The organism is Amycolatopsis sp. NPDC051106 (genome assembly GCF_040682775.1).
In the GTDB taxonomy this organism is placed as follows: domain Bacteria; phylum Actinomycetota; class Actinomycetes; order Mycobacteriales; family Pseudonocardiaceae; genus Amycolatopsis.
On the sequence record NZ_JBFBBQ010000117.1, the window covers coordinates 1 to 24,972 of the forward strand.

The window sequence follows — 24,972 nt, forward strand, 5'->3', positions numbered from 1 at the left end:
CCTGGTCCGGAAAGCCGGACCAGGCGCCGCACCGGGGTTTCTCAGCCGTCGGACTCGGCCGACGGGAGGTAGGCACCCGGGACCTGCGCCGGGGCGAACACCTGGTTCTCACCCGGGTAGGGCACCTGCCAGCCGTGCGTCTGGTACCACGTGAAGTGGTTCATCTGCGCGGGGTTGGCGTAGTCGGCGACGGCGTTCGGGCCGGTCAGCCGCTGGTGCGCCGTCCACTCCTGCCACTGGGCCGCCACCTGCGCCTTGTCCGCCGGCACCGCCGACGACGGCACCGGGGCCGCCGCGGGGTTCGGCGGGGCGGGGGTGTCCGGACCGCAGGAGGGCTGAGCCGCCAGGCCACCCGTCAGCGAGGTGCGGTTGGGCACCGCGGTGAACGGCGTGTAGTCCGGCTTCCGCGTGAACGCCGCACTCATCGGCGTCGCCGCGCTGTCCTTCTGGTTCATCGGCTTGACCCCGAGGATCTGCTCGATCGTCCGGATCATCGTGATCTGCGAGTAGTAATGGCTGTCGACGACGCCGCGCTGGGCGTACGGGCTGATGATCTGCACCGGCGCCCGGTGGCCGTCGACATGGTCGAGACCGGCCTGGGAGTCGTCCTCGACGACGAAGATCGCCGAGTCCTTCCAGTACGGGCTGTGCGAGATCGTGTCGACGATCTTGCCGACCGCGAGGTCGTTGTCGGCGACCTGGGCGGCCGCGTTCGGCGGGCCACCGGTGTGGTCGCTCGACAGCCAGAACATGTTCAGGTTCGCCGGCCCGTGCTTCTCGAAGTCGTCCTTCCAGATCTGGTACCGGTACTGGTCCGGCACGGCGGTGTCGAACTTCGGGAATCCCGGCACCGAAACGTCGTTCAGGGAGGGGATCGGCGACGACGACACCAGCGGGTAGGCCGTCGGTTCACCCGTGGCCGCCATGTTCTTGGCGTCGCAGTACAGGTTCTGCCAGCTCGCCCCGGCGGGCTTGGTCAGGAACTGCTGGAACTCGCCGAAGTCCCGCACCGACTTCCCGGCCGCCTGCGCGCCGGTCCAGAGGAACCCGGAGCTCTGGTGACCGAGGGCGTCGTCCTCGGTGTCGTAGCTGCGCAGGTACTCCCCCGCCGACGACTCGGTGTACTCCGGGTTGTCGGCCTGCATCAGCCAGTTGTGGCCCTCGGCGGAGTTCGTGCCGATGTCGTAGGTGTTGTCGTACAAGCCGAACTGCCGCTCCAGCGCGTGCTGGTTCGGCGTCACGTTCTCGCCGAACTGCGCCACGGCCGGATCGCCGTTGCCGCGCGCCTCGTCGCCGAAGAGCTGGTCGTAGGTCCGGTTCTCCTTGACCAGCAGGAAGACGTGCTTGATCGTCGAGGGGTCGCCGAGCCGCGCCGGGACCGGCACCGGGCTGCGGTGGCCGTTGTCGTGCGCCACCTGCACCGAGTCGTCCGTCCAGCCGTTCTGCTTGAAGACCTGGCCGGTGTACCCGCGGATCGCGCGGTCGTCCGGCAGCCGGAACTTCTGCACGCTCGACGTCGTGTCGTGCGTGCCGTGCCCGGCCGCCGTGGTGGGCCGGAGCGCGTCGATGCCGCGGGTGTTGGAGACGACGACGTCCGGGCCGACCGTGGTGATCGCGGTCGGGAAGTAGTCCGTCGGCAGCAGGCCGACGTAGCTCACCGGCTCCTGCGCCCGCTGGAAGCGGTAGACGGCGACCGCGTTCGCGCGGCCGAGCGTCACCAGCAGGTGCCCGTCGTCGGTCAGCGTCACGCCGTCCGGCTCGTAGCCGACCGACGCCTGCGGCCACGGCTGGGTCGCGATGGTCTGCACGACCTGGTCGCGGCCGGTGTCGATGACCGAAACCGTGTTGCTGGCGGTGTTCGTCACGAACAGCGCGCCGTTCTTGACGTACACGGCGGTCGGGTGCAGGCCGACGTCGATGCTCTTCGGCGCGGCGGCGGCGTTCGCCAGGTCGATGACGCTGACCGTGCCGCTGGTCGTCGCGCCGGTGAACCGGCTGGCCGGCACCTGGGTGTTGTAGGAGTTCAGCGTCGGCTCGCCGGGCTTGGCCGGGTGGCCGCCTTCGTCGCTGACGTACAGCTTGCTGCCGACGCGGACCAGGTCACGCGGCGCGTTGCCGACGGCCCAGCTCTGCTTGGTCGCGCCGGTCGCCGCGTCGAGGGCGACGACGCGGTTCTGGCCGTTGACCGCCGAGTACACAGTGGACCCGTCGGGCGAGAAGACCGCCTGGGCGACCAAGGCGTGCTTGGCGCCGTCCGCCGGGATCTTGACCGGCACCGGCGCGGCCACGGTGCCGTCGGGGTTCACCGTGAACTTCGTGTAGCCGTCGGTCTGCGCCAGCCACAACGACTTCCCGTCCGGCGAGTACGTCGGCCCTTCCTGGCCCACGTCGTTGCCGGCGATGCGCAGGTTCGCCGTCGCGGAGTTGCCGACCAGCTGCTGCACCCTCCAGCTCTTCAGGTCGACGATGGTGAGCGCGATCCCGCCGTCGGTGGTCAGCGCGGCGAGGTGGGTGCCGTCCGGGCTGACCGAAGACGCCATGATCTTGCCGTTGTTCACGACCAGGCGGTCGCCGATCGGCTTGAGGTACTGGTCGGCGGAGACGACCTGGCCGTTCTCGGTGACCTGGCCGACGTGCTCCTCGCCGAACTGCGCTGTCGACGCGACACCGACGCCGGTGCCCGTGGCGACGAGCACGAGGGTGGCGGAACCGGCCGTCGCGCAGCGCAGCCGATGGCCGCTGCTCCGGCTCTTCCCGGCACGCCGTCTGCGGCGTGTTACCTGCATCGGGTTATCCCTTCGTGGTGGTGAGCAGCTCGACGTTCCCGTCGAACTGCCAGAGCGGGTTGGGTTGGTCCCCGGCCGGGGTCCGCACCTGGAAGTAGCCGTTCACTTCCTTCGGTCCGTCGCCGTCGGCGACGTACCGCCCGTCCGAGGTGATGTCCAGCTGGTAGATCGCCGAGCCCGTCGCCGCGATGCCGGGCAGGTGCCAGGAGACGACGCACCGCCAGTCGTTGCCGGGGCCTTCGGGCTCGACCAGGCCGTCGCCCTTGGTGCACGCGGCCGTGGCGGCCAGCTGCTCCTCGGTGACGTCGGGCCGGTTCAGCTGCCCGGCCTGCAGCCGGTAGAGGTGGGCGAAGGCGGTGGCGACCGACCGCTGGACCTTGTCCAGGCCGATCCCGGACCCGGTGGCCGGCGTGGCGACGGCGACGACCCCGGCCGTGGCGGCGAGCAGCGCGACCAGCGGCAGGACACCGAGGGTGAGCGCGCGGCGGCCCCCACCGTCGCGGGCGGGGTTGGTGAAGTCGCGGCGCACGAAGAGCAGGTAGGCCAGCGCGGTCGCGAGCACGGCCCAGCCCAGGCTGACGCCGACCGCGATCAGGAGCGGCCCGAGCTGGGCCGGGTCGGTGAAGAGGCCGTTCCACGCGATGAAGGCGTAGCTGGGCAGGGCGAGCCGGACGGCGACCGGCAACGGCAGCAGCTGGGCGAGCGCCAGCACGAGCGCGACGACGGCGGGCAGCAGCAGGCCCATCGGCGAGCGGCCCCAGAGGACCGACCCGAGCAGCCCGATCGCGCCGAGGGCCAGCGTCGGGGCGAACACGCAAACCCAGGCGAGCAGGACCCGCACCGCGGCGTCGCCGGGGGCCAGCAGGTGGCCGTCGAGACCGGCCAGCGGCCGGCTCCCGGCGGCGAGAACCCCGCCCACCGCACCGGAAACGGCCATCCCGGCCACCAGCACGAAGATCACGGTGAGGCTCGCAAGCGCTTTCGCCACGAAGATCCGCCGGGTGGAACGGACCGCGACCAGCAGGTGGCGCCAGGTGCCGAGCCGGTCTTCGGAGGCGAAGACGTCCCCGGCGACGACCGACGTCAGCAGCGGAAGCGCGTACGTGCCGGCGAAACCGAGCATCACCAGCGGCCCGGCCCAGCCGGTGGCGTTCATCCACCGGCCGAAGAGCGTGTCGACGGGCAGCGAACTCTGCTCGCTCACCACGGCGACGAACAACGCGGGAGCGAGCCAGCACGCGACCACCAGCACGCGGATCCGCCAGGCGGAGAACAGCTTGACGAGTTCGAAGCGGTAGCCGCGGGCCACCGGGACGGGCCGCGCGGTCTCGGTGAGGGTCGCGGTCATCGGCCGGCCTCCGGCTGTTCGGTGAGGGCGAGGAAAGCGGCTTCCAGCGGCGACACGACCGGCGCGAGCTCGCGCACCGCGATACCCTCCTTCGCCAGCCGCAGCACCAGTTCGTCGAGCGCGGGCACCAGCGCGCGGACCACGAACGCGTCGGCGTCCCCCTCGGCGAGGCGGATCCCCGGCGCGCCGGCGACCAGCGGCCGCGCGGCCTCCGGGTCGGACGTGCGCAGGCGGTGGTCCAGTTCGCCGTTCTCGGCGGAGAGCTTGCCCAGCGGGCCGGTGAAGACGACGCGGCCGGTGGAGAGGATGGTGACCTCCGAGCAGAGCGCTTCGAGGTCGTCCATCCGGTGGCTCGAGAGCACCACGGTGGTGCCGCCGGCGGCGAGCCGGCCGAGGACGCCGTGCACGTGCTTCTTGCCGGCCGGGTCGAGGCCGTTGGCCGGCTCGTCGAGCACCAGCAGGCGGGGTTCGGTGAGCAGGGCGGCGGCGAGGCCGAGCCGCTGCCGCATGCCGAGGGAGAAGCCGCGTACGCGGTCGTCGGCGACGTCGGTGAGTCCGACCTCGCCGAGGACGTCGTCGATCTTCGCGGTCCGCCGGTCGCCGCCGCGGAGGGCGGCCAGCGCGGCGAGGTTCTGCCGGGCGGTGAGCGAGGGGTAGAGCCCGGGGCCGTCGACGAACCCGGCGACGCCGCCGGGCGCGGAAAGGGTCTTCCCGACCGGCGTCCCGAGGATCTCGAGCCGGCCCTCGTCGGCGACGGCCAGGCTCAGCAGCAGGCCGAGCAGCGTCGTCTTGCCCGCGCCGTTCGGGCCGACCAGCCCGTGGATCCCTCCCGGTGCCACATCCAGATCGATGCCGTCCAACGCGACGACGTCACCGAAGCACTTGGTGATTCCGCGCGCTCGCACCGCGGCGGGTGTGTCCATCATTCCCCTTGCCTTCCTCTGCTCGCGACAGAAACTTAGGCAGGACAAATGACTTCGGCGGGCGCGCCCGGTGAACACGACCGGAACGGGAATCGACCGACGGAAACCGCGTCGGTGAAATGTCCGAGTTAAAGCTCGGCCTTGCGCCGGGTTAACCGGCTCCTTGCCTTCGGACAGCCCCGAAGCCCTTGCGGGATCAGGAAGTGCGCGGGACCACCAAGCCGGATTCGTAGGCGAAGACCACCAGCTGCGCCCGGTCGCGGGCGTGGAGTTTGGTCATCGCCCGGTTGATGTGGGTCTTCGCGGTCAGCGGGCTGATCACCATCCGGGCGGCGATCTGGTCGTTGGCCAGACCCTGCGCGACCAGGGTGACCGCCTCGCGTTCGCGATTCGTCAAGTGCGCCAAACCCACTGGGATGCCGGTTTCCAGGGGCTGGGCGACGTACCGGTCGATCAGCTTGCGGGTGATCGACGGCGCGAGCAGGGCGTCGCCGCGGGCGGCGACCCGGACCGCGTGCAGGAAGTCCTCCGGCTCGATGTCCTTGACGAGGAACCCCGCCGCTCCGGCGCGCAGTGCGGTGAACACGTACTCGTCCAGGCCGTAGTTGGTCAGGATGACCACGTGCACCCCGGCCAGCGCCGGATCGGCGGCGATGCGCCGGGTCGCCTCGATGCCGTCGACGAGCGGCATCTGGACGTCGACGAGGGCGATGTCGGGCCGGTGCCGCCGGGCCAGCGCCACGGCCTCGCCGCCGTCGGCCGCCTCGGCCACCACCTCGATGTCGTCTTCGTTGTCGAGGAGCGCCCGGAACCCGCTGCGGATGAGCGGCTGGTCGTCGGCCAGCAGGACGCTGATCACGACGCCGGCCCCACGGGCAGTTCGGCGTGGACGCTGAAACCGCCTTCGCTGCGCGGTGCCGCCCGCAGGTGGCCACCGAGCGCGGTGACCCGTTCGCGCATCCCGAGCAGCCCCACCCCGGGAACCGGCGCCGCGTCCGGGGTGGCCTGGCCGTCGTCGTCGACGCGGATGACCAGCGTGCCGGGGCGGTAGCCGATCCGGACCGACGCGGTCTCGGCGGCGGCGTGGCGGGCGATGTTGGTCAGCGACTCCTGGACGATCCGGTAGCCGGTCCGGTCCGCCGCCGCGGGAACGTCGTCGCGCTGCCCTTCGATCGTCAACGTCGCGTCCAGACCGGCGGCCTGGGCTCGCCGCACGAGTTCCGGGACGTCGTCGAGCCCGTGCGGGGGATTTTCGTCGTCGCGCAACGCCTCCAGGGTCGCGCGCAGCTCCCGCGCCGCCTCCCGGCCGGCGTCCCGGATCACCAGCAGCGCGTCCGGCACCTGTTCCCCTCGCTTGCCGGCGAGGTGGACGGCGACCTCGGCCTGCACCTTGATGACGGAGATCTGGTGGGTGAGCGAGTCGTGCAGTTCCCGCGCGATGTGCAGCCGCTCTTCGTCGGCACGGCGCCGCGCGGTCTCCTCGCGGGTGCGTTCGGCCTCGTCCGCCCGGCGCTCGGCCTGCCGCAGCGCTTCCCCGGCGGCACCCGCGGCGATCAGCCACGCGATCTGGAGGACGTCACGGGTGTGCGTGATCGCCGCACCCACCGGCAGATCTCCGGGCGCGGCGAGGATCGCGAGCGGAAGAGCGAGCACCATGAGCACCGCGCTCACCACCGCGAGGACGCGGTGTCCGGCCCGGACCGCGGCGTACACGGCGAGTAGATACGCGACGGCGGGGACGTCGACCCCGACGGCCTGGGATCCCAGCGCGCACAACGCGGTCACGGCCAGCACGGTGACCGGAGCCCGGCGGTACGCGGCCAGCGCCAAGCCGCCGAGCACCAGCAGCGCGTGGCCCAGCGGGACGAGGTTCGTGGCGGGGTGGTGCCCGTGCAGGCCGGCGACGAGCAGGGCCGTCGCCACTCCGGCGGCGACCAGCCCGTCCCCGAGCCGGATCCGTCCCGTGCTCATGCCTGCACCGTAGCCGGAGGTCCGGCCGGGCGACTCCTGCGCGCGAATGATCCGCGAACTACCGCAATCGCAGTACTTTCCCGGCTCCTACGGCGACCGCGGCAGCGCGAAGTGCCTGCGCCTGCCGGACGACCGGGGACAGGCCCGGCGGACAGGATCAGGCGACATCCACTCGAGGAGGACCTCATGTCCGTCATCCACACCATCTTCGGCTCCGCCACACCGACGCTCGCCGCTGTCGACGCGTACACCCTGACCGCCGCGCGACTCTGGGCCACGGCGGCCGCCCTGCTGGGACTGGCGGGCGCGATCATCGGCGGCCGGGCGCTGGTTCGCGCCGTCCGTCGCGCCGCCGTCGGGCGCAAGGCAGCCGTCGTGGCGCTGACGTCGGGACTGATCGCCGCCGCCGGCGGCGTGGTCAACCTGGCCGTCGCCGACGGTGGTCCCGGCACCGGCAACGGAGTCGTCGGGGGCGGGGCGGCCGTGGTCGCGGGGCTCACGGCTGTCGTCCTCGGGGGGTTGACGCTGGCCCGTGCCCGCCGCACGGTGGCTTTCTCACGCTGACCGGCTCCGGGCGCGCCGCCAGGACGACGGCCCGGCCGGTCAGCCCGACGGCGAACATCACCACCCCGGCCACCACCGACGGCCACGGCAGTGTCGCCACCAGCACCAGGCAGCCGAGGACACCGATCAGGTTCAGCCACCGGGGCCACCGGCGCTGCTCGCGGGGCTGGGTGAACGCCGCGGCGTTCGCGATGGCGTAGTAGACCAGCACGCCGAACGACGAAAAGCCGATCACCCCGCGGAGGTCGACGGTGAGCACCAGGACGCCGACGACGACCGCCAGCGCGATTTCGGCGTGGTGCGGGACCTGGTAGCGGGGATGGACGGCGGCCAGCCAGCCGGGCAGGTCGCGGTGGCGGGCCATGGCCAGGCCGGTGCGGCCGATGCCCGCGATCAGCGCCAGCAGCGCACCGAGGGCGGCCAGCGCCGCACCGACGCGCACCACCGGGCTCAGCCCGCCGACCCCCGCGGCCTGCACCGCGGCGGTCAGCGGTGCGGTGGTGGCGGCGAGCCCGTGCGGCCCGGCGGCCAGCAACGCCACCACGGCCACCACCGCGTAGACCGCCACCGTGCTGAACAGGGCGATCGGGATGGCCCGGGGGATCGTGCGCTCCGGGTCGCGGACCTCTTCGCCCATCGTGGCGATCCGCGCGTAGCCGGCGAAGGCGAAGAACAGCAACCCGGCCGCTTGGAGGACGCCGTAGACACCGCCCGAACCCGGACTCAGGTTCGCCGCGCTGGTATGACCGCCGACGACGATCCCGAGCACGACGACGGCCAGCGCGGTCAGGCTGGTGGCGACGAGGATCCGGGTCAGCAGGGCCGTCTTGGTGACACCGCGGTAGTTCAACGCGGCCAGCCCGGACACGCCGGCCACCGCGACCGCGCGCTGCGCCCACCAGGGCCCGGGAACCGCGTAGGTGGCGAAGGTGAGCGCCATCGCCGCGCACGAGGCCGTCTTGCCGGCCACGAACCCCCAGCCGGCGGTGAACCCCCACCAGTCGCCGAGGCGTTCCCGCCCGTAGACGTAGGTGCCGCCCGACGTCGGGTACGCCGCCGCCAGCTGCGCGGACGCGGTGGCGTTGCAGTAGGCGATCACCGCGGCGATCGCCAGGCCGATCAGCAGGCCGGTACCGGCCGCGGCGGCGGCCGGGCCGAACGCCGCGAAGACCCCGGCGCCGATCATCGAACCCAGCCCGATGACCACCGCGTCCCCGGTACCCAGCCGGCGTGCCAGCACGCCGGCGCCGTCGGATCGCACCGCTCGCCTCCCGATATTCCATCAAACTGTTTTGATGTATCCTGCGGGCATGGCGTCGTCAGGTCAAGCCGCCCCGGCGTTCGTGCGCGCGGCCGCCCATCCCCTGCGGTGGCGACTGCTGACCGAGCTCGCCGGCAGCGACTACCGGGTCCGCGAGCTGACCGAACGCACCGGCCAGCCGCAGAACCTCGTCTCCTACCACCTGCGGCTGTTGCGCGACGACGGCCTGGTCACCGCGCGGCGCAGCACCTTCGACGCCCGCGACAGCTACTACCACCTGGATCTGGACCGCTGCGCCCACGCGCTGACGACCGCGGGGGCGGTCCTGCACCCCGCCCTGCACCTGGGGCCGCCCACGGTGCCCGGCCGGTGGCCCGACGGAGTCCGGGTGCTGTTCTCGTGCACCGGGAACAGCGCCCGCTCGCCGATCGCCGAAGCCCTGCTGCGCCACCGCGGCGAGGGACGCATCGAGGTGACGAGCGCCGGCAGCAACCCCAAACCGCAGCTCCATCCGCTTGCGGTCCGGGTGCTGCGCGAGGAGTTCGGCCTCGACCTCGGCGACCGGCGACCCCGGCACCTGGACACGCTGGCCGGCCGCCGGTTCGACCACGTGATCACCTTGTGCGACAAGGTCCGCGAGGTCTGTCCCGGCTTCGATTCCCGGCCGGTCCACTGGAGCATCCCCGATCCGGCCGCGGGCACCTACCCGGACTTCGTCCGCATCGCCCACGAGATCGACACGCGGGTCCGCCACCTGCTGCCCGTGCTCGCCACCACCGCCCGTCCGGAGGTTCGACCGTGACCGCACCCGACCAGCTCGCCGCCGTCCGCTACCTCGTCGACGACGTCGAGGCCGCCATCGGCTTCTACACGACCCACCTCGGCTTCACCCTCCGGATGAGCGCCGCCCCGGCCTTCGCCGACGTGGTCCGCGGTCCGCTGCGGCTGCTCCTGTCCGGCCCGGCCAGCTCCGGCGCCCGCGCCACGCCCGCGGACGCGACCGCCGCCGGCCGCAACCGCATCCACCTCGTCGTCGACGACCTCGACGCCGAGATCGACCGGCTCCGCGACGCGGGAGTGCCCTTCCGCAGCGACCTGGTGTCCGGCCCGGGTGGCCGGCAGATCCTGCTCGCCGACCCCGCGGGCAACCTCGTCGAACTGTTCCAGCCCGCCCGCTGACCGAGGTGTTCGCGGGCACCGGCATCCGGCTGCGAGCCGCCCGGGTGACCGCCGTCGACGCCGGGTTGTTCCCGCGCGAGGCGGCGCCGCCTCGGTGTCCACATCGGACAGAGCGACCTCCCGCTTGCCGGGCCGGGTCAGCAGCAGTGCTCACCACGCCAGGCCTCACGGCCCTCCCGCACCGCGACCGCCGCGATCACCAACGCCACCACCGGGTCCGCCCACGACCAACCGAACAACGAGTTCAGCAGCAACCCGAGCAACAGGACGCCGGAAAGGTAGGTGCACAGCAACGTCTGCTTCGAGTCCGCGACCGCGCTCGCCGAACCCAGCTCGCGCCCGGCCCGGCGTTGCGCGTGCGACAGGAACGGCATCACCAGCAGCGACACCGCCGCCAGCACGATCCCCACCGGGGAATGCTCCGCCGGCTCCGCGCCGGACAGCGACCGCACCGATTCGACCGTGACATAGGCCGCCAGCACGAAGAACGACACCGCGATCACCTTCAGCGCCGTCCGTTCGCGCGCCTCCGGGTCCGCGCCGGAGAACTGCCACGCCACGGCCGCGGCGGAGGCCACCTCGATCACCGAATCCAGGCCGAACCCGATCAACGCCGTCGACGACGCCACCGAGCCGGCCGAGAGCGCGATGATCGCCTCGACCACGTTGTAGCCGATCGTCGCGGCGACCAGCAGCCGTACCCGCCGCGACAGCACCGCCCGGCGGTCCGCGTCGACCCGCGGCGCCGCCTCGGCAGCGCAGCATCCGTCGGCACAAGGGGTTTGCCCGGCCGCCGGGGCTGTCGGCAGCAGCTCGATGCGCTGTTCAGCGTCCCCGCTCATGCGTGCACCGCCGGCTCGTCCTCGTCCACGCAGGGCTGTTCGGGGTCGACGGCGAGCACCAGCTGGACCAGCTCCCGCAGCGCCCGCGCCAGATGCGGGTCCGCGAGGCCGTAGTGGACCTGCCGCCCCTGGTAGGTCGCGACGACCAGGCCGCACCCGCGCAGGCAGGCGAGGTGGTTCGAGACGTTGGAGCGGCTCAACCCCAGTTCCTTCGCCAGCTGACCGGGATAGTTCGCCCCGTCCAGCAGCGAAACGAGGATCTTGCACCGCGTCGGGTCCGCCAGGGCGCGCCCCAACCGGGCCAGCGCCGCTCCTCGCGTCTCACACGTCAGCATGCGTCGGACAGTACAGCCAAGACTGACACATCAGCAAGCGATCAAGGCGATACGATGGCCTGCGACAAAGGAGTCGCATGGACAAGATGTTCAGTCGCCGCACCGCCTTGGTCACCGGAGCCGGCATCACCGCCGGCCTGACGTTGCCGGGCGTCGCCCACGCTCACGGAACGGACAGCGTGAGTTTCGTCCTCGACGCCGAAACGCTCGACGGCGGAGAGCAGATCACCTCGGTCACCCTCGACACGTCCCGGTTCGGGCCCATCGACCCGGCCGGCCTGACCACCGGCACGTTCAGCGTGCACGCGAAGGCCACCAGCCCGATCGACACCGGCGGCCAAGACGTCGGCTACGACCTCGACCGGCCCGTCACCGCCGCCCGGCTCGACCGCCGCGGGAACATCGTGCTGGAGCTGAGCCACGGCGAAGGCCAGACCGGCGGCGGCACCCTCGGCTACGTCAACAGCAAGAGCCGCAACGTCCGGCTCGATCTGGTCTACACCATCACGCAGCACGCCCCGCTCCGCCCGCAGCACGGACGGCCGGTCACCATCGCCCGGTTCACGCAAGGCCGGCTGGCCAACCCCGAGGTCGACGCCTTCACCTACCACGCCTCACGTTCCGGGATGAAGTACCGGCTGTACTCCCCCGGCTCGCGACGCGGCCGGCGACCCCTGGTCGTCTGGCTGCACGGCGGCGGCGAAGGCGCTTCCCTGCCCGACGGCTACTACGACAACGAGACCACGCTGCGCGCCAACCGCGGCGCGCTGGGCTTCGCCACCCGGGAAGCACAACAGATCTTCGACGGCGCATACGTGGTCGCCCCGCAGAGCACGTCCGCCTGGATGGACGACGGACCCCGGTTCGCCCCGCTCATCCACGAGATCATCCGGGACGTCCTGCGCACCCGGCCGATCGACCCCGCACGCGTTTACGTCGTCGGCTGCAGCAACGGCGGCTACATGAGCCTGAAGATGACCACGGTCTACCCCCGGACGTTCGCCGCGTCCGTGCCGATCTGCGGTGTCGTCACCGCCCGGAAGGCCGGGGACCCGCCCCTGGTTCCCGACGCCGAGCTGGCCGCGATCAGCACCCCCACGTGGCTGGTCGCCTCCCGCGACGACGACACGGTGGACCCACAGGCCAACACCGTCCACGCGCACGAGCTCATCCCCCGGTCCGAACTGACGCTCTACGACCACGTCGTCCGCGACGGCCACCAGTTCCCCGGCCACTGGTCGTGGATCTACGTGGCCCGCAACGACCCGAGCGTCGGCGGCACCCACGTCTGGCAGTGGATGGCGCGGAGGCACCGCTCAGCGGGGTGACGGCCGGAAGGTCTTCCGGTACGCGGCCGGGTTCACGCCCACGGTCTGCGTGAACTGGGTGCGGAAGTTGCTCGGCGAGAGGAACCCGACCTGCGCGGCGATGCGGTCGACGGTGTGGTCGGTGACTTCCAGGAGTTCCTGCGCGTGCCGGACGCGGACGCCGGTGAGCCACTGGATCGGGCTCTGCCCGGTTTCCGCGTGGAAGCGCCGGGCGAGGGTGCGGCTGCTCATGCCGGCCGCGGTCGCGATGTCCGCGAGGGTCAGCGGGCGGTGGGCGTTCTCCTCGATCCAGGACAGGGCTTTCTCCAGCGTCGCGGTCCGGTACGTCGGGCGGTTGCGGAGGATGAACTGGCCCTGCCCGCCAGTGCGCTGGAGCGGCGCGACGGCCAGGCGGGCCGCGTCGGCGGCCACCGCGACGCCGTAGTCGCGCTCGACGATGTGCAGGCACATGTCGAGACCGGCCGACGCGCCCGCCGACGTCAGGATCTGCCCGTTGTCGGTGAACAACGCGTCCGCGTCGACGTCGACGGCCGGGTGGCGGCGGGCGAGCTCGTCGGTGGCGAGCCAGTGCGTGGTCGCCCGCTGCCCGTCGAGCAGGCCGGCCTCGGCGAGGGTGAACGCGCCGACGCAGATCGACGCCACCCGCGTGCCCCGGGCCACCGCGGCGCGCAGTGCTTCCGCGACCGCGGGCGGTGTCGGGCGGGCGGGATCGTTGCGGCCCGGGACGACGACCAGGTCCGCCCGGCCCACCTCGGCCAGCCCGGCGCCGACGCCGATGCGCAGCGGGCCGGCGTCGACCATCGGCTCCGGCCCGGCCACGACGATCCGGTAGCCCGGGCGCCCGTCCGGCAGCCGGACGCGCCCGAGCGTCTCGACCGGCGTGGCCAGATCGAACGCGATCACGTCGTCGAGGGCGAGCACCACAACCGTGTACATGCCCCGAAAGTACCGCACCGAGCACGTGGCGAGATCCAGGCGAAGTTTGTCGTGATAGCCAGTGGCCGGAGACGCCGGGAGTGCGCAGCATGGCAGTGATCACCCCGGCGAAAGGATCACCATGCCCCACCCGCGAGCCCAGTTCGTGCTCTTCGACGGCTTCGACCCGCTCGACGCCGTCGCGCCGTACGAGGTCCTCTCCGCCGGGCGCGAGTTCCTGGGCGGCGCGCTCGACATCGGGTTCGTTTCCGCCGAGGGACCCCGCGACGTCGTCTCCGGCACCCCCGGCATCACGCTCACCGCCACCGCGGCGCTGGATCCGGCCGCCCCCGGCTACGTCGTGGTGCCCGGCGCGGCCGGCCCGGTCGACGGCGACCCGGACGAGGTCGACACCGTCCCCGTGCTGCTCGCCCGGTTCGCGGCGAGCGCCGCGGCCCCGCTGCTGCGCGAGTGCCTGGACAACGCCGCCGTCACCGTCGCGGCGGTCTGCGGCGGGTCGCTGGCGCTGGCCATGGCCGGGCTGCTGGAGGGCCGCGCGGCGACCACGCACGTCCTCGGCGTCGACCTGCTCGCGGCGGCCGGGGTCACCGCGGTGCGCGCCCGCGTCGTCGACGACGGCGACCTCGTCACGGCCGGCGGCGTCACCTCCGGCCTCGACCTCGGGCTCTACCTGCTCGAACGCGACTTCGGGCCGCGGATCGCGCACGCCGTCGAGGAGCTGTTCGAGTACGAACGCCGGGGCACCACGTGGAAGAACAGCGGGCTCGCCGCCGTGACGGGAGCCGCGTGATGGCCGGCATCACCGGAACCTGGCACCTGCGCATGAAGACGCCGATCGGCACCATCGACGCCGACTACCGGTTCACCGAGGCCGACGGCGGCGTCCGCGGCACGGCCGTCGGAGCGGGCGAGGAAACCACGCTGGAGAACGTCGTCCGCACCACGACGGCGGACGGCGAGCGCGTCACGTGGCAGCAGCGGATCACCCGGCCGATGCGGCTGAACCTCGCGTACGACGTCACGGTCACCGGCGACACCCTCGCCGGGCACTCCCGCGCGGGACGCCTCCCCCGCACCGCCGTCACCGGCGAACGGGCGGGCGTGTGAAGGCGTTCCTGCTGTCCGTGCACGTCCTGGCCGCGATCCTCGCCATCGGGCCGGTCGCCGTCGCCGCGAGCATGTTCCCGGCCGCGGCCCGCGCCGCCCACCTGGCGCCGGACGACCTCCGCAAGAACGCCGTTCCCGGCGTGCTGAACCGGATCACGCGCGTCTACGCGGTCATCGGGATCTTCGTGCCGGTCTTCGGCGTCGCCACCGGGGCCGCCCTCGGCGTGCTCGGCGACGCCTGGCTGATCGTCTCGATGGTGCTCACCGCGGTCGCCGCCGTCTTGCTGGTCGCGGTGATTCTGCCGGGGCAGCACCGGGTTCTCGGCACCGGCGACCCGGACCGGCGCCTGGCGATGTCCACCGGGCTCTTCAACCTGCTGTGGGCGGTGGTGGTCGTCCTGATGATCGTCCGGCCCGGCTCGACGACCGGAGCCGGCCGATGAGCCCACGCCGCGTCCTGCACGTCCTCGGCACGGCCGAGCTCACCACCCTGGCGCTCCTGCTGCTCAACCTGGTCACCGTCCACCACCGGACGGTCTCCGGCGTCCTCGGTCCGGTGCACGGCCTGGCCTACACCGCCACGATCATCGCGGCGGTGCTCCTGGCCCGGGGCCGGAACCGGGTCTGGCTGCGCGCTCTCGTCCCCGGGATCGGCGGGCTGCTGGCCGCCCGCGCGCTCGCACCCTCAGGACACGGCGGGCGCTGGGCGTGGCTGTCCGGCCGGCGCCGCGGTCGCCGCGTTCAGCAGGGTGAGCGCCGCCTGTGAGGACGAGCCCGGTTCGGCGGTGACGACCACGAGCGTCTGCTCCGGGGCGTGCGCCGGGGTCAGGGTCTGCTGGTGCACCGTCAGCTCGCCGACGAGCGGGTGCCGCATCGGGTACTCGGTCGCCGCGCAGGCGAGGACCCGGTGGTCGGCCCACAGCGCGGCGAACTCGGTGCTGCCGGTGACCAGCTCGCCGATCACCGTGCTCAGCAGCCGGTCGTCGGGGTGGCGGCCGGCGGTCAGCCGCAGGTTGCCGACCACCGCGCGCGCCTTGTCCGTCCACTGTGGATAGAGGTCGCGGGTGTGGGCGTCGAGGAACACCAGGCGCGCCATGTTCGGGCGGCCGGCCGGGCGGGCCGGGGCGCCGAAGTCGAGGTGCCCGGCGAAGAACGCGTGCCCGAGCCGGTTCCACGCCAGCACGTCGGTGCGCCGGCCCAGCAGGATCGCCGGCACGTCCCCGAGCCCCGCCAGCAGTTGCGCGGTGACCGCGTCGACGCGCTCGGCCGGCGGGCGCTTCGCGGCGCGGTGGCGCGCGGGCCGGGCGAGCACCCGCAGGTGCTCGTGCTCGTCGTGGCCGAGCTGGAGCGCGCGGGCGATGCTGTCGATCACCGCGTCGGAGGCGTTGCCCGACTGGCCCTGCTCGAGCCGGACGTAGTAGGACGCGCTCACGCCGGCGAGGCTCGCGACTTCCTCGCGGCGCAGACCGGGTACGCGGCGCCGCTCGCCGTAGGTGGGCAGGCCGACGTCCTCCGGCCGCACCCGCGCGCGGCAGGCCTGCAGGTACTCGGCCAGCGGTCCTTGATCACCCATGCCCCCAGTATGCGACGGCTTCGGCCGGCGAACCTGCCACCGCGAGGGGTAGGAAACCCGCGGTCTGGCCGCGGTGCCCGGCCCGCCCCACCCTGGACGAAGCCGCTTCCCGCACCAGTCCAGGAGGACTTCACCCCATGACCGAACCGGTTCTCGCGCTCGACCCGGCATCCTTCGCGTTCACCCGGCGGGTGTGGGTGCCCGCTGCTCCGCAAGTGGTCTACGACCTGGTCAGCGACGTGGCCAAGATCGAGCTGTGGAGCCCGACGGCGTCACGCGTGCGCTACGACGAAGGCGACGGCCCGACACCGGGAGCGTGGTTCGGCGGCCACAACCGCCGCGGCGAACGCGAATGGGCCAGCCGTTCCCAGGTCCTCACGGCCGAGGCGCCCACCGAGTTCGCGTTCGTCGTCGGCGGCCTCGACGACGGCATCGTGCGCTGGCGCTGGCTCATCACCGGCGACGGCCCCGGCTCGGTTGTGACCCAGACGTGGGACCTGGTGCGGATGGATCCCGTACTGGGTTCGGACGCGCGCGAGGTGACCGAGCTCCGGAACGAGATGGCCGCGAGTGCGGAGCAGACTCTGCTCGCCCTGAGCCGGTGGCTGCACGAACACCGGCTGAAGGGCACCTTCAGCGCGCCGGTGGCCGATAGCCCGAGCGGGTCCTGACCGGACGGGGCTCACCTGGCGGAGGTAAGCCCTCGGCGGGGGTGGCACGGGCCGGCACCGGCAGGAGAGCCAGTTCCGGCCAGCCGTCCCCGGGCATCGTCGTGATCAGCACGCGCGGCGTCTCGGCGAGAGCGGCCGGCCATTCGCGTTGGATCTTCGGGATCAGCGGCGACTTCAGGTGCTGCTCGACGCCGTCCTCGCGGTGCCCCTCCAGCAGGAAGAAGACGCCCGGCTCGTCGACGCTGCGCGCCCACCAGAACCAGAGGTTGCTCTCCTCGGCCCGCGTCGCGCGGGTGAACTCGCCGACGAGGTCGAGCCATCGGCCGGCCCATTCTTCGCGCACGGTGAAGCGGATGACGACGACCTGCATCAGCGGCCACTCCGTTCGTGTTGCGGGGCGGTCCAGCGGTCCAGCACCGCGGCCCACTCTCCCACCTCGACGTCGCCCGCCCAGGCGACGTAGCCGTCCGGACGCACCAGCAGCCCCGGCCCGTCGTCGGTGCGGTGCACCACCGGCACCGGCGCGGACACCGGCCCGGCGTCCCGGGCCGCCACGAGCACGAATCCGCCGTGGCGCAAGGATTCCGGCAATCTCCCCTCCCGCACCGGGAGGTCGCCCGCGGGGGTTCCGGTCAGCGGGTGCTCGGCCGGCGCGCGCCGGTAGCGGATCCCCGTCCCGGTGAACATCCCGGCGGCCTTGCGGGAAAACCGGCCACTGCGCAAAAGCGCGCCGATCACGTGGTTGCGGAGCATCCGCAACGGCCACGCCCGCAGCGTCATCATCCGGATCGTGGCCCCGCTCGTGCGCAGCACCAGCCGGCCGACCGGGTGCCGTTCCGCCTGGTAGGTGTCGAGGACCGCGGGATCGGCGCCGTCGAGGACGGCGGCCAGCTTCCAGCCGAGGTTGGCCGCGTCCTGGATGCCGGTGTTCATGCCCTGGCCGCCCGCCGGCGAATGCACGTGCGCGGCGTCGCCGGCGAAGAACACGCGACCCGAGCGGTAAGCGCCGATCTGGCGTTCGTCGCTGCGGAACTGCGAGATCCACCGGGTCTCGCCCATGCCGAAGTCGGTGCCCATCGTCCGCCGGAGGATGTCGCGCACCAGCGCGGGCTCCGCACGGAAGCCCACGTCGCCTTCGTGCCGGCGGTGCCAGGCGATGACGCGGAACCACCCGTCGCCGAAGGGCGCGAGGAACGCGAAGCTGTCCTTGACCGCGTCCACGGTGATGACCGTGGCGGGCGGGTCCGCGAGCCGCACGTCGGCGAGCATGATCGAGGTCAGCAGCACGGTACCCGGGAACCGCGTGCCGGTCAGCCGCCGGACGGTGCTGTGCGCGCCGTCGGCCGCGACCACGTAGGACGCCTTCCACGCCCCGGCGCCGGCGTGGACCACGACGCCGTCGTCCCGCTGGTCGAGGCCGGTGACGGCGGTGCCGCGCACGATCCGCGCGCCCTGGCCCCGCGCGTACTCCTCCAGCAGCGAGTCGACGTTGCGCTGCGGCGTGACCAGCAGGAACGGGAAGCGCGACGGCAGCCGGGTGAGGTCGAGGCCCGCGCTCTTCCACAGGCTCAGGCTGCCCGCGCGCGTCCCCGTGGCGACCAGGTCGTCGGCGAGCCCCCGGGTGTCCAGGACCTCCAGCGTCCGCGCGTGGGTCCCGAACGCCCGGCTGAGCGGCGACGCCTCGGCGTGCTTCTCGACGACCACGACCGACCGGCCGGCCAGGGCCAGCTCCCCGGCCAGCAGGCAGCCGGTCGGGCCGGCGCCGACCACGACGACATCCACGGTGTCCACGCCGAACCTCCTAAGTCAACAACGGTTGACTTAAGACGGTACGAGGGCCGGCGCGCCAAGTCAACCGTCGGTGACTTATCCTGCGGAGGTGACTCCGCCCCGCCGCCGCTCCGCCCCCGCCACCCGCGCCGCGATCCTCGAAGCGGCCCGGACCCGGTTCGGCGCCCAGGGGTTCGACCGGGTGCGCCTGCGCGACGTCGCCGCGGACGTCGGCGTCGACCCGGCGATGGTCATCCGCTACTTCGGCACCAAGGAAGGCCTCTTCGCAGCGGCCGCGGAGTTCACGCTGGACCTGCCCGACCTCACCGGGGTGGGCGCGGACGACCTCGCGCACGTGCTGATGCCGCGGTTCTTCGGCGTCTGGGAGGACGACGCCGGGTTCCTGTCCCTGCTGCGCGCGGCGACGACCAGCGAGGCGGCCGCGGCGAAGATGCTGGAGCTGTTCACCGGCCAGGTCGCCCCGGCCGTGGCCGCCGTCGTGGCCGACCGCGCGCCCGAGCGCGCCGCGCTCCTCGGCTCCCAGATCCTCGGCCTGGCCGTCTCGCGCTACGTGCTGAAAGTGCCGCCCCTGGCGGAGATGGGACGTGCCGAGCTCGAAGCCTGGGTCGCCCCGGTCATCCGGCACTACCTCACCAGTCCGGTGGCCGTCGAGAGCAGCTGAGCGAGAAAACCCTTGCCCGGCCGCGGCTCCGGCCGTGCGGACCGGACATAGCCCACGTACGGGGATCTTTCGTGTGCGCCCGCGTACGGCCCCGGAAGAGGGGTACCCGAGAAGACATTCGACATTCGGGTGAGGAGTTCTGATGGCTCAGACGGTCGGCGACTACCTGCTCCAGCGCTTGCGTGAGTGGGGCGTGGAGCAGGTCTTCGCCTATCCGGGCGACGGGATCAACGGCCTGGTCGCCTCGTTCGGGAAAGCGGACAACCAGCCACGCTTCGTGCAAGCGCGGCACGAGGAGATGGCCGCCTTCGCGGCGGTCGGCTACGCGAAGTTCAGCGGCAAGGTCGGCGTCTGCATGGCCACCTCGGGTCCCGGCGCGATCCACCTGCTCAACGGGCTCTACGACGCGAAGCTCGACCACGTCCCGGTCGTGGCGATCGTCGGGCAGACCGCGCGCAGCGCGATGGGCGGCAGCTACCAGCAGGAGGTCGACCTGCAGGCGCTCTACAAGGACGTCGCGAGCGAGTACCTCGTCGAGGTCAACGTCGCCGAGCAGCTGCCCAACGCCCTCGACCGGGCGATCCGCACGGCCGAGTCGTCCCGCTGCCCGACCGCGCTGATCATTCCCGCCGACCTGCAGGAAGAGCCGTACGAACCGCCGAAGCACGCGTTCAAGCAGGTGCCCTCCAGCCCGCCGGGCACGGCGTGGTCGAGCCCGGTGCCGCCCGAGGGCGACCTCGACGCCGCGGCCGAGGTGCTCAACGCCGGCGAGAAGGTCGCCATCCTGGTCGGGCAGGGCGCGCGCGGCGCGGCCGAAGAGGTCCGGCAGCTCGCCGAGGTCACCGGCGCGGGGGTGGCGAAAGCGTTGCTGGGCAAGGACGTCCTGTCCGACGAGCTGCCGTACGTGACCGGCTCGATCGGGCTGCTCGGCACCCGGCCCAGCTACGAGCTCATGCGCGACTGCGACACGCTGCTGATCGTCGGCTCGAACTTCCCGTACAGCCAGTTCCTGCCCGACTTCGGCCAGGCCCGCGCCGTGCAGATCGACCTGGACGGCCGGTTCATCGGGATGCGCTACCCGACCGAGGTCAACCTCGTCGGCGACAGCGCGGCCACCCTGCGCGCGCTGCTGCCCAAGCTCACGAGCAAGCCGGACCGGTCGTGGCGCGAGACGATCGAGAAGAACGTCGCGTCCTGGTGGGACACCGTCGAGAAGGAAGCCGCGGTCGACGCCGACCCGGTGAACCCGATGGCGATCGTGTCCGAGCTGTCGAAGCGGATCCCGGAGAACGCCATCGTCACCGCGGACTCCGGGTCCTCCACCAACTGGTACGCCCGCAACCTGCGCATCCGCGGCGACATCCGCGGTTCGCTGTCGGGCACCCTCGCCACCATGGGCCCGGGCGTGCCGTACGCCATCGGCGCGAAGTTCGCCCACCCCGACCGGCCGGTGATCGCCCTGGTCGGGGACGGCGCCATGCAGATGAACGGCCTCGCCGAGCTGATCACCATCGCGCGCTACCAGAGCCTGTGGACCAACCCGACCTGCGTCATCTGCGTCTTCCACAACAACGACCTCAACCAGGTCACCTGGGAGCTGCGCGCGATGGGTGGCGCGCCGAAGTTCGAGGAGTCCCAGAGCCTCCCGGACGTCGACTACGCCGGCTTCGCGCTCTCGCTCGGGCTCGCGGCCGTCACCGTCGACAAGCCGGACCAGCTCGCTTCGGCGTGGGACACCGTGCTCGGCGCGGGAAAGGCGGCCGTGCTCGACGTCCGCTGCGACCCCGAGGTGCCGCCGATCCCGCCGCACGCGACGTTCGAGCAGGTGAAGTCGGCCGCCCAGGCGGTGCTGAAGGGTGACCCGGACGCGTTCCACCTCGTCGCGCAGGGGGTCAAGACGAAGCTGCAGGAGTTCCTGCCCGGCGGGAAGAGCTGATGACCCGGCAGCCGCCCGCGGTCGACCGGGTCCGGGCGGCCGCTGACGTCGAGCTCTACGTCAGCGGTGCCGGGCTCTCGATCGGCGCCGCCGCGCTCGGGGTCGCCGTCGCACGCCGGAGGACACGATGAGGGCCCGGCAGGTCGCGGCAGCGCGGGCCGTGTGGGGCGGGATGCTTCTGGCCGCCTCCCGATCGGTGTGCCGGGAGCGGCGGGAACTGGCGGCGGTGGGCACCGCGCTGGGCGCGCGGCACCTGGCCCAGGCCGCCGTCACGCTGCGGAGTCCGCACGGCTTCGTGGCCCGGTGGGCGTGGACCGCCGATGCCGCGCACAGCGTGAGCATGCTCGCGCTGGCCGGCCTCGCACCGCGGTGGCGGCGCCTCGCCCTGACCAGCGCGGCCGGCGCCGGCGCGTGGGCCTACGCCGCCCGCAAGGCTCGGTAGAAAGCAGAAAGGAAAGCCCGTGGCAGACACCAAGAAGCAGGACCAGGTCGTCGTGGTGACCGGGGCCAGCGGCGGCATCGGGCGCGCCGTGGCCCGCGCGTTCGGGGCCAGGCAAGCGCGCGTCGCCCTGCTCGCCCGCGGCGAAAAAGGCCTGAAAGCAGCCGCCGACGACGTCCGCGTCGCCGGGGGCACCGCCCTCGCGATCCCCACCGACGTCGCCGACGCCGGCCAGGTCGAAGCCGCGGCCGACCGGGTCGAGCGGGAACTCGGCCCGATCGACGTGTGGGTGAACGTCGCGTTCACCTCGGTCTTCGCGCGCTTCGCCGACATCCGGCCGGAGGAGTTCCGCCGCGTCACCGAAGTCAGCTACCTCGGCTACGTCTACGGCACCATGGCCGCCCTGAAGCGCATGAAACCGCGCGATCGCGGCGCGGTCGTGCAGGTCGGCTCGGCGCTGGCCTACCGCGGGATTCCGTTGCAGAGCGCCTACTGCGGCGCGAAGCACGCCGTCCAGGGCTTCCACGAGTCGCTGCGCTGCGAGCTGCTGTCCGAGCGCAGCGGCGTGCACGTGACGATGGTGCAGATGCCCGCGGTCAACACCCCGCAGTTCTCGTGGGTGCTGTCCCGCCTGCCGCACCACGCCCAGCCGGTGCCGCCGATCTACCAGCCCGAGGTCGCCGCCCGCGCGGTCGTGCACGCCGCGGACCACCCGCGGCGGCGTGAGTACTGGGTCGGCGGGAGCACGGTCGGCACGCTCATCGCCAACGCCGTCGCGCCCGGCATCCTCGACCGCTACCTCGCGAAGACCGGCCTGAGGTCCCAGCAGACCCCCGACCCGAAACCGGCGGATCAGCCGGCCAACCTGTGGAAACCGGCCGACGGCGCGGACGGGCACGACTTCGGCGCCCACGGCGAGTTCGACGGCAAGTCCACCCCGCGCAGCCTCCAGCTGTGGGCGAGCCGGCACCACGGCCTGCTCGCCGGCTGCGGCGGCGCGGCCGTCGCCGCCGGTCTCGGATTGTGGCGCCGAGCCCGGTCATGAGCGGCTGGCACGACTTCCCGCCGCACGTCCTGCGCGAGTACGCCCTCCTGGCCGACGGCGAACGCGGCGCGCTCTGCGGGCCCCGCGGCGACATCGCCTGGCTGTGCGCGCCCGGCTGGGCCGACAGCGCCGTCCTCTCCTCGCTGATCGGCGGGCGGGGCAGCTACTCGATCAGCCCCGCCGGCCCGTGCGTCTGGGGTGGCCACTACGAGCCCGGCACGTTGATCTGGCGCAACCGGTGGGTCGGCACGAGCACCGAAGTGGAGTGCCGCGACGCGCTCGCCTACCCGGCCGACCCCGGGCGAGTCGTGCTGCTGCGGCGCATCGAAGCCGTCGAGCGTGCCGTCGCCCTGCGCGTCCAGCTCGATCTCCGCGGCGCGTTCGGCCGTGACCCGATGCGCGACCTGTCCCTCGAGGACGGCGTCTGGACCGCGTGGACCGGCGAGCTGCGGATCCGCTGGACCGGTGCCGCGGACGCCCGGCCCGACGACGAAGGCCGGCTGCTCCTCGACCTGACCGTGCCCGGCGGCGCACGCCACGACTTCGTCCTGGAGATCAGCGGCCGGCCGCTGCCGCGTCCCGCCGACGCCGACGAGCTGTGGGCCGCCACCGAACACACCTGGCACCAGGCGGTTCCGCCACTCGACGGCACGGTCGCCCCACGCGACGCCCGCCACGCCTGTGCCGTGCTCCGCGGCCTCACGACCGCCCGTGGCGGCATGGTCGCGGCCGCCACCCTCGGCCTGCCCGAACGCGCCGAAGCCGGCCGCAACTACGACTACCGCTACGTGTGGCTGCGCGACCAGTGCTACGCCGGTCTCGCCGCGTCGGTCGCCGAGCCGCACCCGCTGCTCGACGACGCCGTCGCCTTCACCACCGCCCGCGTGCTCGACCACGGCGACAAGCTCCTGCCCGCCTACCGCACCGACGGCACTCCGCCGCCCGGCGAAACCGCCCTCGGCCTGCCCGGCTACCCCGGCGGGCACCCGGTGACCGGCAACCACGTCACCGGCCAGTTCCAGCTCGACACCGTCGGCGAACTCCTGCAGCTGTACGCGGCCGCCGCCCGCCACGACCGCCTCACGCCGGACACCGCACGGGCGATCGACGTCTGCGCCGACCTGGTCACCCGGCGCTGGGACCAGCCCGAGGCCGGGGTGTGGGAGCTGGAGGACGACTGGTGGACCCACTCCCGCCTGACCTGCGTCGCCGGGCTGCGCGCGATCGCCCCGCACCACACCGCGCGCCGCGCCGCCGAGCTGTCCGGCCTCGCGGACCGGCTGCTCGCCGAAACGACCCGGCGCTGCATCGACCACCGCGGCGCCTGGCAACGCAGTCCCGGCCGCACCGGCACCGACGCCGCGCTGCTCCTGCCCCCGGTCCGCGGCGCGCTCCCGGCCACCGACCCCCGCACGACCGCCACCCTCGACGCCGTCCGCACCGACCTCTGCCAGGACGGCTACGTCTACCGCTTCGCGCCCGACAACCGGCCCCTCGGCGACGCCGAAGGCGCCTTCCTCCTGTGCGGCTTCATCTTGTCCCTCGCCCACCGGCACCAAGGCGACCAGGCCGAAGCCTTCCGCTGGTTCGAACGCACGCGCGCCGCCTGCGGTCCGCCCGGCCTGCTGGCCGAGGAGTACGACGTCCGCCAGCGGCAGCTGCGCGGAAACCTGCCCCAGGCCTTCGTCCACGCCATGCTGCTGGAAGCCGCGCACCGGCTCGCTTGACGGCTACCGCGGTCGCGCGGCCGGCACGGGATCACGGCCGGGTGCCGCGACGCCGTCGAGCGCGGCCGGCAGCGTCGGGTACAAGGCGAGCACTCCGGTCAGGCGGGTCAGTTCCAATGGCCGCCGGACGATCTCGTCGGCCACCACGACGCGGACCTTGTCGCGCCCCAGGGCCCGGTGGATCCGGACCAGCTCGCCCATGCCCGCCGACGACAGGAACTCCACGAGCGTCAGGTCGACCACCAGCACGTCCGGTGCGGCCCCGACGGCGCGGCCGGCCAGCGCGCGCACCTGGGGAGCCAGGGCGATGTCGAACACCCCGGCGATCTCCAGCACCGCCGCTCGCCCCTCGTTCGAGAGCGTGACCGCTCCCGTCCGGTTCGAAACGAAAACGGTTTGGCCGTCCCAGGTCACCTTCGGTTCCGTCACGTCCCACCGTCTCCTGTCCGTCAGGCCGACACGTCCCCGCCTCGCCGGTCGACGGTACCGAACGAGCCCGCCGGGAAAACATGGACCAGCTGTGCGGGCCCGGCACGTCGCCAGGGGCCC

At 72.9% G+C, this 24,972-nt stretch carries 28 protein-coding genes; 15 read left to right on the forward strand and 13 right to left on the reverse strand.

Annotation, left to right across the window (positions count from 1 at the left end; all coding sequences use genetic code 11):
• Positions 1–41: 41 nt before the first annotated feature.
• From AB0M83_RS43600 to AB0M83_RS43620, 5 genes are all read right to left on the reverse strand, one after another.
• Positions 42–2,786 carry an alkaline phosphatase family protein gene (locus tag AB0M83_RS43600; protein WP_364526963.1) on the reverse strand — a complete coding sequence of 915 codons (2,745 nt, stop codon included), beginning with the start codon at positions 2,784–2,786 and terminating at the stop codon, positions 42–44.
• 4 nt (positions 2,787–2,790) lie between these two features.
• Positions 2,791–4,134: an ABC transporter permease gene (locus AB0M83_RS43605; protein ID WP_364526965.1), complete on the reverse strand. Its 1,344-nt coding sequence runs from the start codon at positions 4,132–4,134 to the stop codon at positions 2,791–2,793.
• A complete protein-coding gene (locus AB0M83_RS43610; RefSeq protein WP_364527017.1) occupies positions 4,131–5,057 on the reverse strand; it encodes an ABC transporter ATP-binding protein in 927 nt (308 codons plus the stop codon). The genes AB0M83_RS43605 and AB0M83_RS43610 overlap by 4 nt, the downstream gene beginning before the upstream one ends.
• Positions 5,058–5,253: 196 nt before the next feature.
• On the reverse strand, positions 5,254–5,916 hold the full coding sequence (locus AB0M83_RS43615; RefSeq protein ID WP_364526967.1) for a response regulator transcription factor: 663 nt from the start codon (positions 5,914–5,916) through the stop codon (positions 5,254–5,256).
• Positions 5,913–7,028 (reverse strand): histidine kinase, encoded by a 1,116-nt coding sequence (locus AB0M83_RS43620; RefSeq protein WP_364526969.1) that lies wholly within the window; start codon positions 7,026–7,028, stop codon positions 5,913–5,915. The genes AB0M83_RS43615 and AB0M83_RS43620 overlap by 4 nt, the downstream gene beginning before the upstream one ends.
• A gap of 186 nt (positions 7,029–7,214) precedes the next feature.
• On the opposite strand from AB0M83_RS43620, the gene AB0M83_RS43625 reads away from it, so the two are divergent.
• Entirely contained in the window at positions 7,215–7,592 is a 378-nt protein-coding gene (locus AB0M83_RS43625; RefSeq protein ID WP_364526971.1) for a DUF6223 family protein, read from the forward strand.
• Here the strand turns inward: AB0M83_RS43625 and AB0M83_RS43630 are convergent.
• Positions 7,525–8,853 carry an APC family permease gene (locus AB0M83_RS43630; RefSeq protein ID WP_364526973.1) on the reverse strand — a complete coding sequence of 443 codons (1,329 nt, stop codon included), beginning with the start codon at positions 8,851–8,853 and terminating at the stop codon, positions 7,525–7,527. The two genes, AB0M83_RS43625 and AB0M83_RS43630, sit on opposite strands and share 68 nt — an antisense overlap.
• A 49-nt stretch (positions 8,854–8,902) precedes the next feature.
• On the opposite strand from AB0M83_RS43630, the gene AB0M83_RS43635 reads away from it, so the two are divergent.
• Both AB0M83_RS43635 and AB0M83_RS43640 read left to right on the forward strand, forming a co-directional pair.
• The gene (locus tag AB0M83_RS43635) at positions 8,903–9,655 is read left to right on the forward strand and encodes an ArsR family transcriptional regulator (protein ID WP_364526975.1); all 753 of its coding nucleotides are present in this window, start codon (positions 8,903–8,905) and stop codon (positions 9,653–9,655) included.
• Positions 9,652–10,032 (forward strand): VOC family protein, encoded by a 381-nt coding sequence (locus AB0M83_RS43640; RefSeq protein ID WP_364526977.1) that lies wholly within the window; start codon positions 9,652–9,654, stop codon positions 10,030–10,032. The genes AB0M83_RS43635 and AB0M83_RS43640 overlap by 4 nt, the downstream gene beginning before the upstream one ends.
• Positions 10,033–10,169: 137 nt before the next feature.
• Here the strand turns inward: AB0M83_RS43640 and AB0M83_RS43645 are convergent, their stop codons facing one another.
• Both AB0M83_RS43645 and AB0M83_RS43650 read right to left on the reverse strand, forming a co-directional pair.
• A complete protein-coding gene (locus tag AB0M83_RS43645; protein ID WP_364526979.1) occupies positions 10,170–10,874 on the reverse strand; it encodes a cation transporter in 705 nt (234 codons plus the stop codon).
• Complete coding sequence (locus AB0M83_RS43650) at positions 10,871–11,209, reverse strand: metalloregulator ArsR/SmtB family transcription factor (RefSeq protein ID WP_364526981.1); 339 nt, start codon at positions 11,207–11,209, stop codon at positions 10,871–10,873. Before AB0M83_RS43650 ends, AB0M83_RS43645 begins: the two co-directional genes overlap by 4 nt.
• Before the next feature lie 77 nt (positions 11,210–11,286).
• On the opposite strand from AB0M83_RS43650, the gene AB0M83_RS43655 reads away from it, so the two are divergent.
• Complete coding sequence (locus AB0M83_RS43655; protein WP_364526983.1) at positions 11,287–12,537, forward strand: PHB depolymerase family esterase; 1,251 nt, start codon at positions 11,287–11,289, stop codon at positions 12,535–12,537.
• On the opposite strand, the gene AB0M83_RS43660 is transcribed toward AB0M83_RS43655, so the two are convergent.
• Positions 12,526–13,473, reverse strand: a complete 948-nt coding sequence (locus tag AB0M83_RS43660; RefSeq protein ID WP_364526985.1) for a helix-turn-helix domain-containing protein — start codon at positions 13,471–13,473, stop codon at positions 12,526–12,528. The genes AB0M83_RS43655 and AB0M83_RS43660 overlap by 12 nt on opposite strands.
• Before the next feature lie 121 nt (positions 13,474–13,594).
• Between AB0M83_RS43660 and AB0M83_RS43665 the strand changes: the two genes are divergently transcribed.
• From AB0M83_RS43665 to AB0M83_RS43680, 4 genes are read left to right on the forward strand one after another with little or no spacing between them, the layout of a single operon-like run.
• Positions 13,595–14,263: a DJ-1/PfpI family protein gene (locus AB0M83_RS43665; RefSeq protein ID WP_364526987.1), complete on the forward strand. Its 669-nt coding sequence runs from the start codon at positions 13,595–13,597 to the stop codon at positions 14,261–14,263.
• Positions 14,263–14,580 carry a hypothetical protein gene (locus tag AB0M83_RS43670; protein WP_364526989.1) on the forward strand — a complete coding sequence of 106 codons (318 nt, stop codon included), beginning with the start codon at positions 14,263–14,265 and terminating at the stop codon, positions 14,578–14,580. Before AB0M83_RS43665 ends, AB0M83_RS43670 begins: the two co-directional genes overlap by 1 nt.
• Positions 14,577–15,023, forward strand: coding sequence for a hypothetical protein (locus tag AB0M83_RS43675; protein ID WP_364526991.1), 447 nt, complete (start codon positions 14,577–14,579; stop codon positions 15,021–15,023). The genes AB0M83_RS43670 and AB0M83_RS43675 overlap by 4 nt, the downstream gene beginning before the upstream one ends.
• Entirely contained in the window at positions 15,020–15,346 is a 327-nt protein-coding gene (locus AB0M83_RS43680) for a hypothetical protein (RefSeq protein WP_364526993.1), read from the forward strand. The genes AB0M83_RS43675 and AB0M83_RS43680 overlap by 4 nt, the downstream gene beginning before the upstream one ends.
• Here AB0M83_RS43680 and AB0M83_RS43685 read toward each other — a convergent pair.
• Positions 15,266–16,153: a helix-turn-helix transcriptional regulator gene (locus AB0M83_RS43685; protein ID WP_364526995.1), complete on the reverse strand. Its 888-nt coding sequence runs from the start codon at positions 16,151–16,153 to the stop codon at positions 15,266–15,268. The two genes, AB0M83_RS43680 and AB0M83_RS43685, sit on opposite strands and share 81 nt — an antisense overlap.
• 137 nt (positions 16,154–16,290) lie before the next feature.
• Here AB0M83_RS43685 and AB0M83_RS43690 point away from each other — a divergent pair, with 137 nt between their 5' ends.
• Positions 16,291–16,824, forward strand: coding sequence for an SRPBCC family protein (locus tag AB0M83_RS43690; protein WP_364526997.1), 534 nt, complete (start codon positions 16,291–16,293; stop codon positions 16,822–16,824).
• Here the strand turns inward: AB0M83_RS43690 and AB0M83_RS43695 are convergent.
• Positions 16,787–17,194 carry a putative quinol monooxygenase gene (locus tag AB0M83_RS43695; protein ID WP_364526999.1) on the reverse strand — a complete coding sequence of 136 codons (408 nt, stop codon included), beginning with the start codon at positions 17,192–17,194 and terminating at the stop codon, positions 16,787–16,789. The two genes, AB0M83_RS43690 and AB0M83_RS43695, sit on opposite strands and share 38 nt — an antisense overlap.
• Positions 17,194–18,615 carry an FAD-dependent monooxygenase gene (locus AB0M83_RS43700; RefSeq protein WP_364527001.1) on the reverse strand — a complete coding sequence of 474 codons (1,422 nt, stop codon included), beginning with the start codon at positions 18,613–18,615 and terminating at the stop codon, positions 17,194–17,196. Before AB0M83_RS43700 ends, AB0M83_RS43695 begins: the two co-directional genes overlap by 1 nt.
• Before the next feature lie 88 nt (positions 18,616–18,703).
• Here AB0M83_RS43700 and AB0M83_RS43705 point away from each other — a divergent pair, with 88 nt between their 5' ends.
• The 6 genes from AB0M83_RS43705 (at position 18,704) to AB0M83_RS43730 (ending at position 24,423) form a co-directional block, all read left to right on the forward strand.
• Positions 18,704–19,276, forward strand: a complete 573-nt coding sequence (locus AB0M83_RS43705; protein WP_364527003.1) for a TetR family transcriptional regulator — start codon at positions 18,704–18,706, stop codon at positions 19,274–19,276.
• A gap of 142 nt (positions 19,277–19,418) precedes the next feature.
• Entirely contained in the window at positions 19,419–21,212 is a 1,794-nt protein-coding gene (locus AB0M83_RS43710) for a thiamine pyrophosphate-requiring protein (RefSeq protein WP_364527005.1), read from the forward strand.
• Positions 21,212–21,343 carry a hypothetical protein gene (locus AB0M83_RS43715; RefSeq protein WP_364527007.1) on the forward strand — a complete coding sequence of 44 codons (132 nt, stop codon included), beginning with the start codon at positions 21,212–21,214 and terminating at the stop codon, positions 21,341–21,343. The genes AB0M83_RS43710 and AB0M83_RS43715 overlap by 1 nt, the downstream gene beginning before the upstream one ends.
• On the forward strand, positions 21,340–21,654 hold the full coding sequence (locus tag AB0M83_RS43720; protein ID WP_364527009.1) for a hypothetical protein: 315 nt from the start codon (positions 21,340–21,342) through the stop codon (positions 21,652–21,654). The genes AB0M83_RS43715 and AB0M83_RS43720 overlap by 4 nt, the downstream gene beginning before the upstream one ends.
• A gap of 19 nt (positions 21,655–21,673) precedes the next feature.
• Positions 21,674–22,696 carry an SDR family oxidoreductase gene (locus AB0M83_RS43725; protein WP_364527011.1) on the forward strand — a complete coding sequence of 341 codons (1,023 nt, stop codon included), beginning with the start codon at positions 21,674–21,676 and terminating at the stop codon, positions 22,694–22,696.
• On the forward strand, positions 22,693–24,423 hold the full coding sequence (locus AB0M83_RS43730) for a glycoside hydrolase family 15 protein (protein ID WP_364527013.1): 1,731 nt from the start codon (positions 22,693–22,695) through the stop codon (positions 24,421–24,423). The genes AB0M83_RS43725 and AB0M83_RS43730 overlap by 4 nt, the downstream gene beginning before the upstream one ends.
• A gap of 3 nt (positions 24,424–24,426) precedes the next feature.
• Here AB0M83_RS43730 and AB0M83_RS43735 read toward each other — a convergent pair whose 3' ends face one another.
• Positions 24,427–24,852, reverse strand: coding sequence for an STAS domain-containing protein (locus AB0M83_RS43735; RefSeq protein ID WP_364527015.1), 426 nt, complete (start codon positions 24,850–24,852; stop codon positions 24,427–24,429).
• Positions 24,853–24,972: the final 120 nt, after the last annotated feature.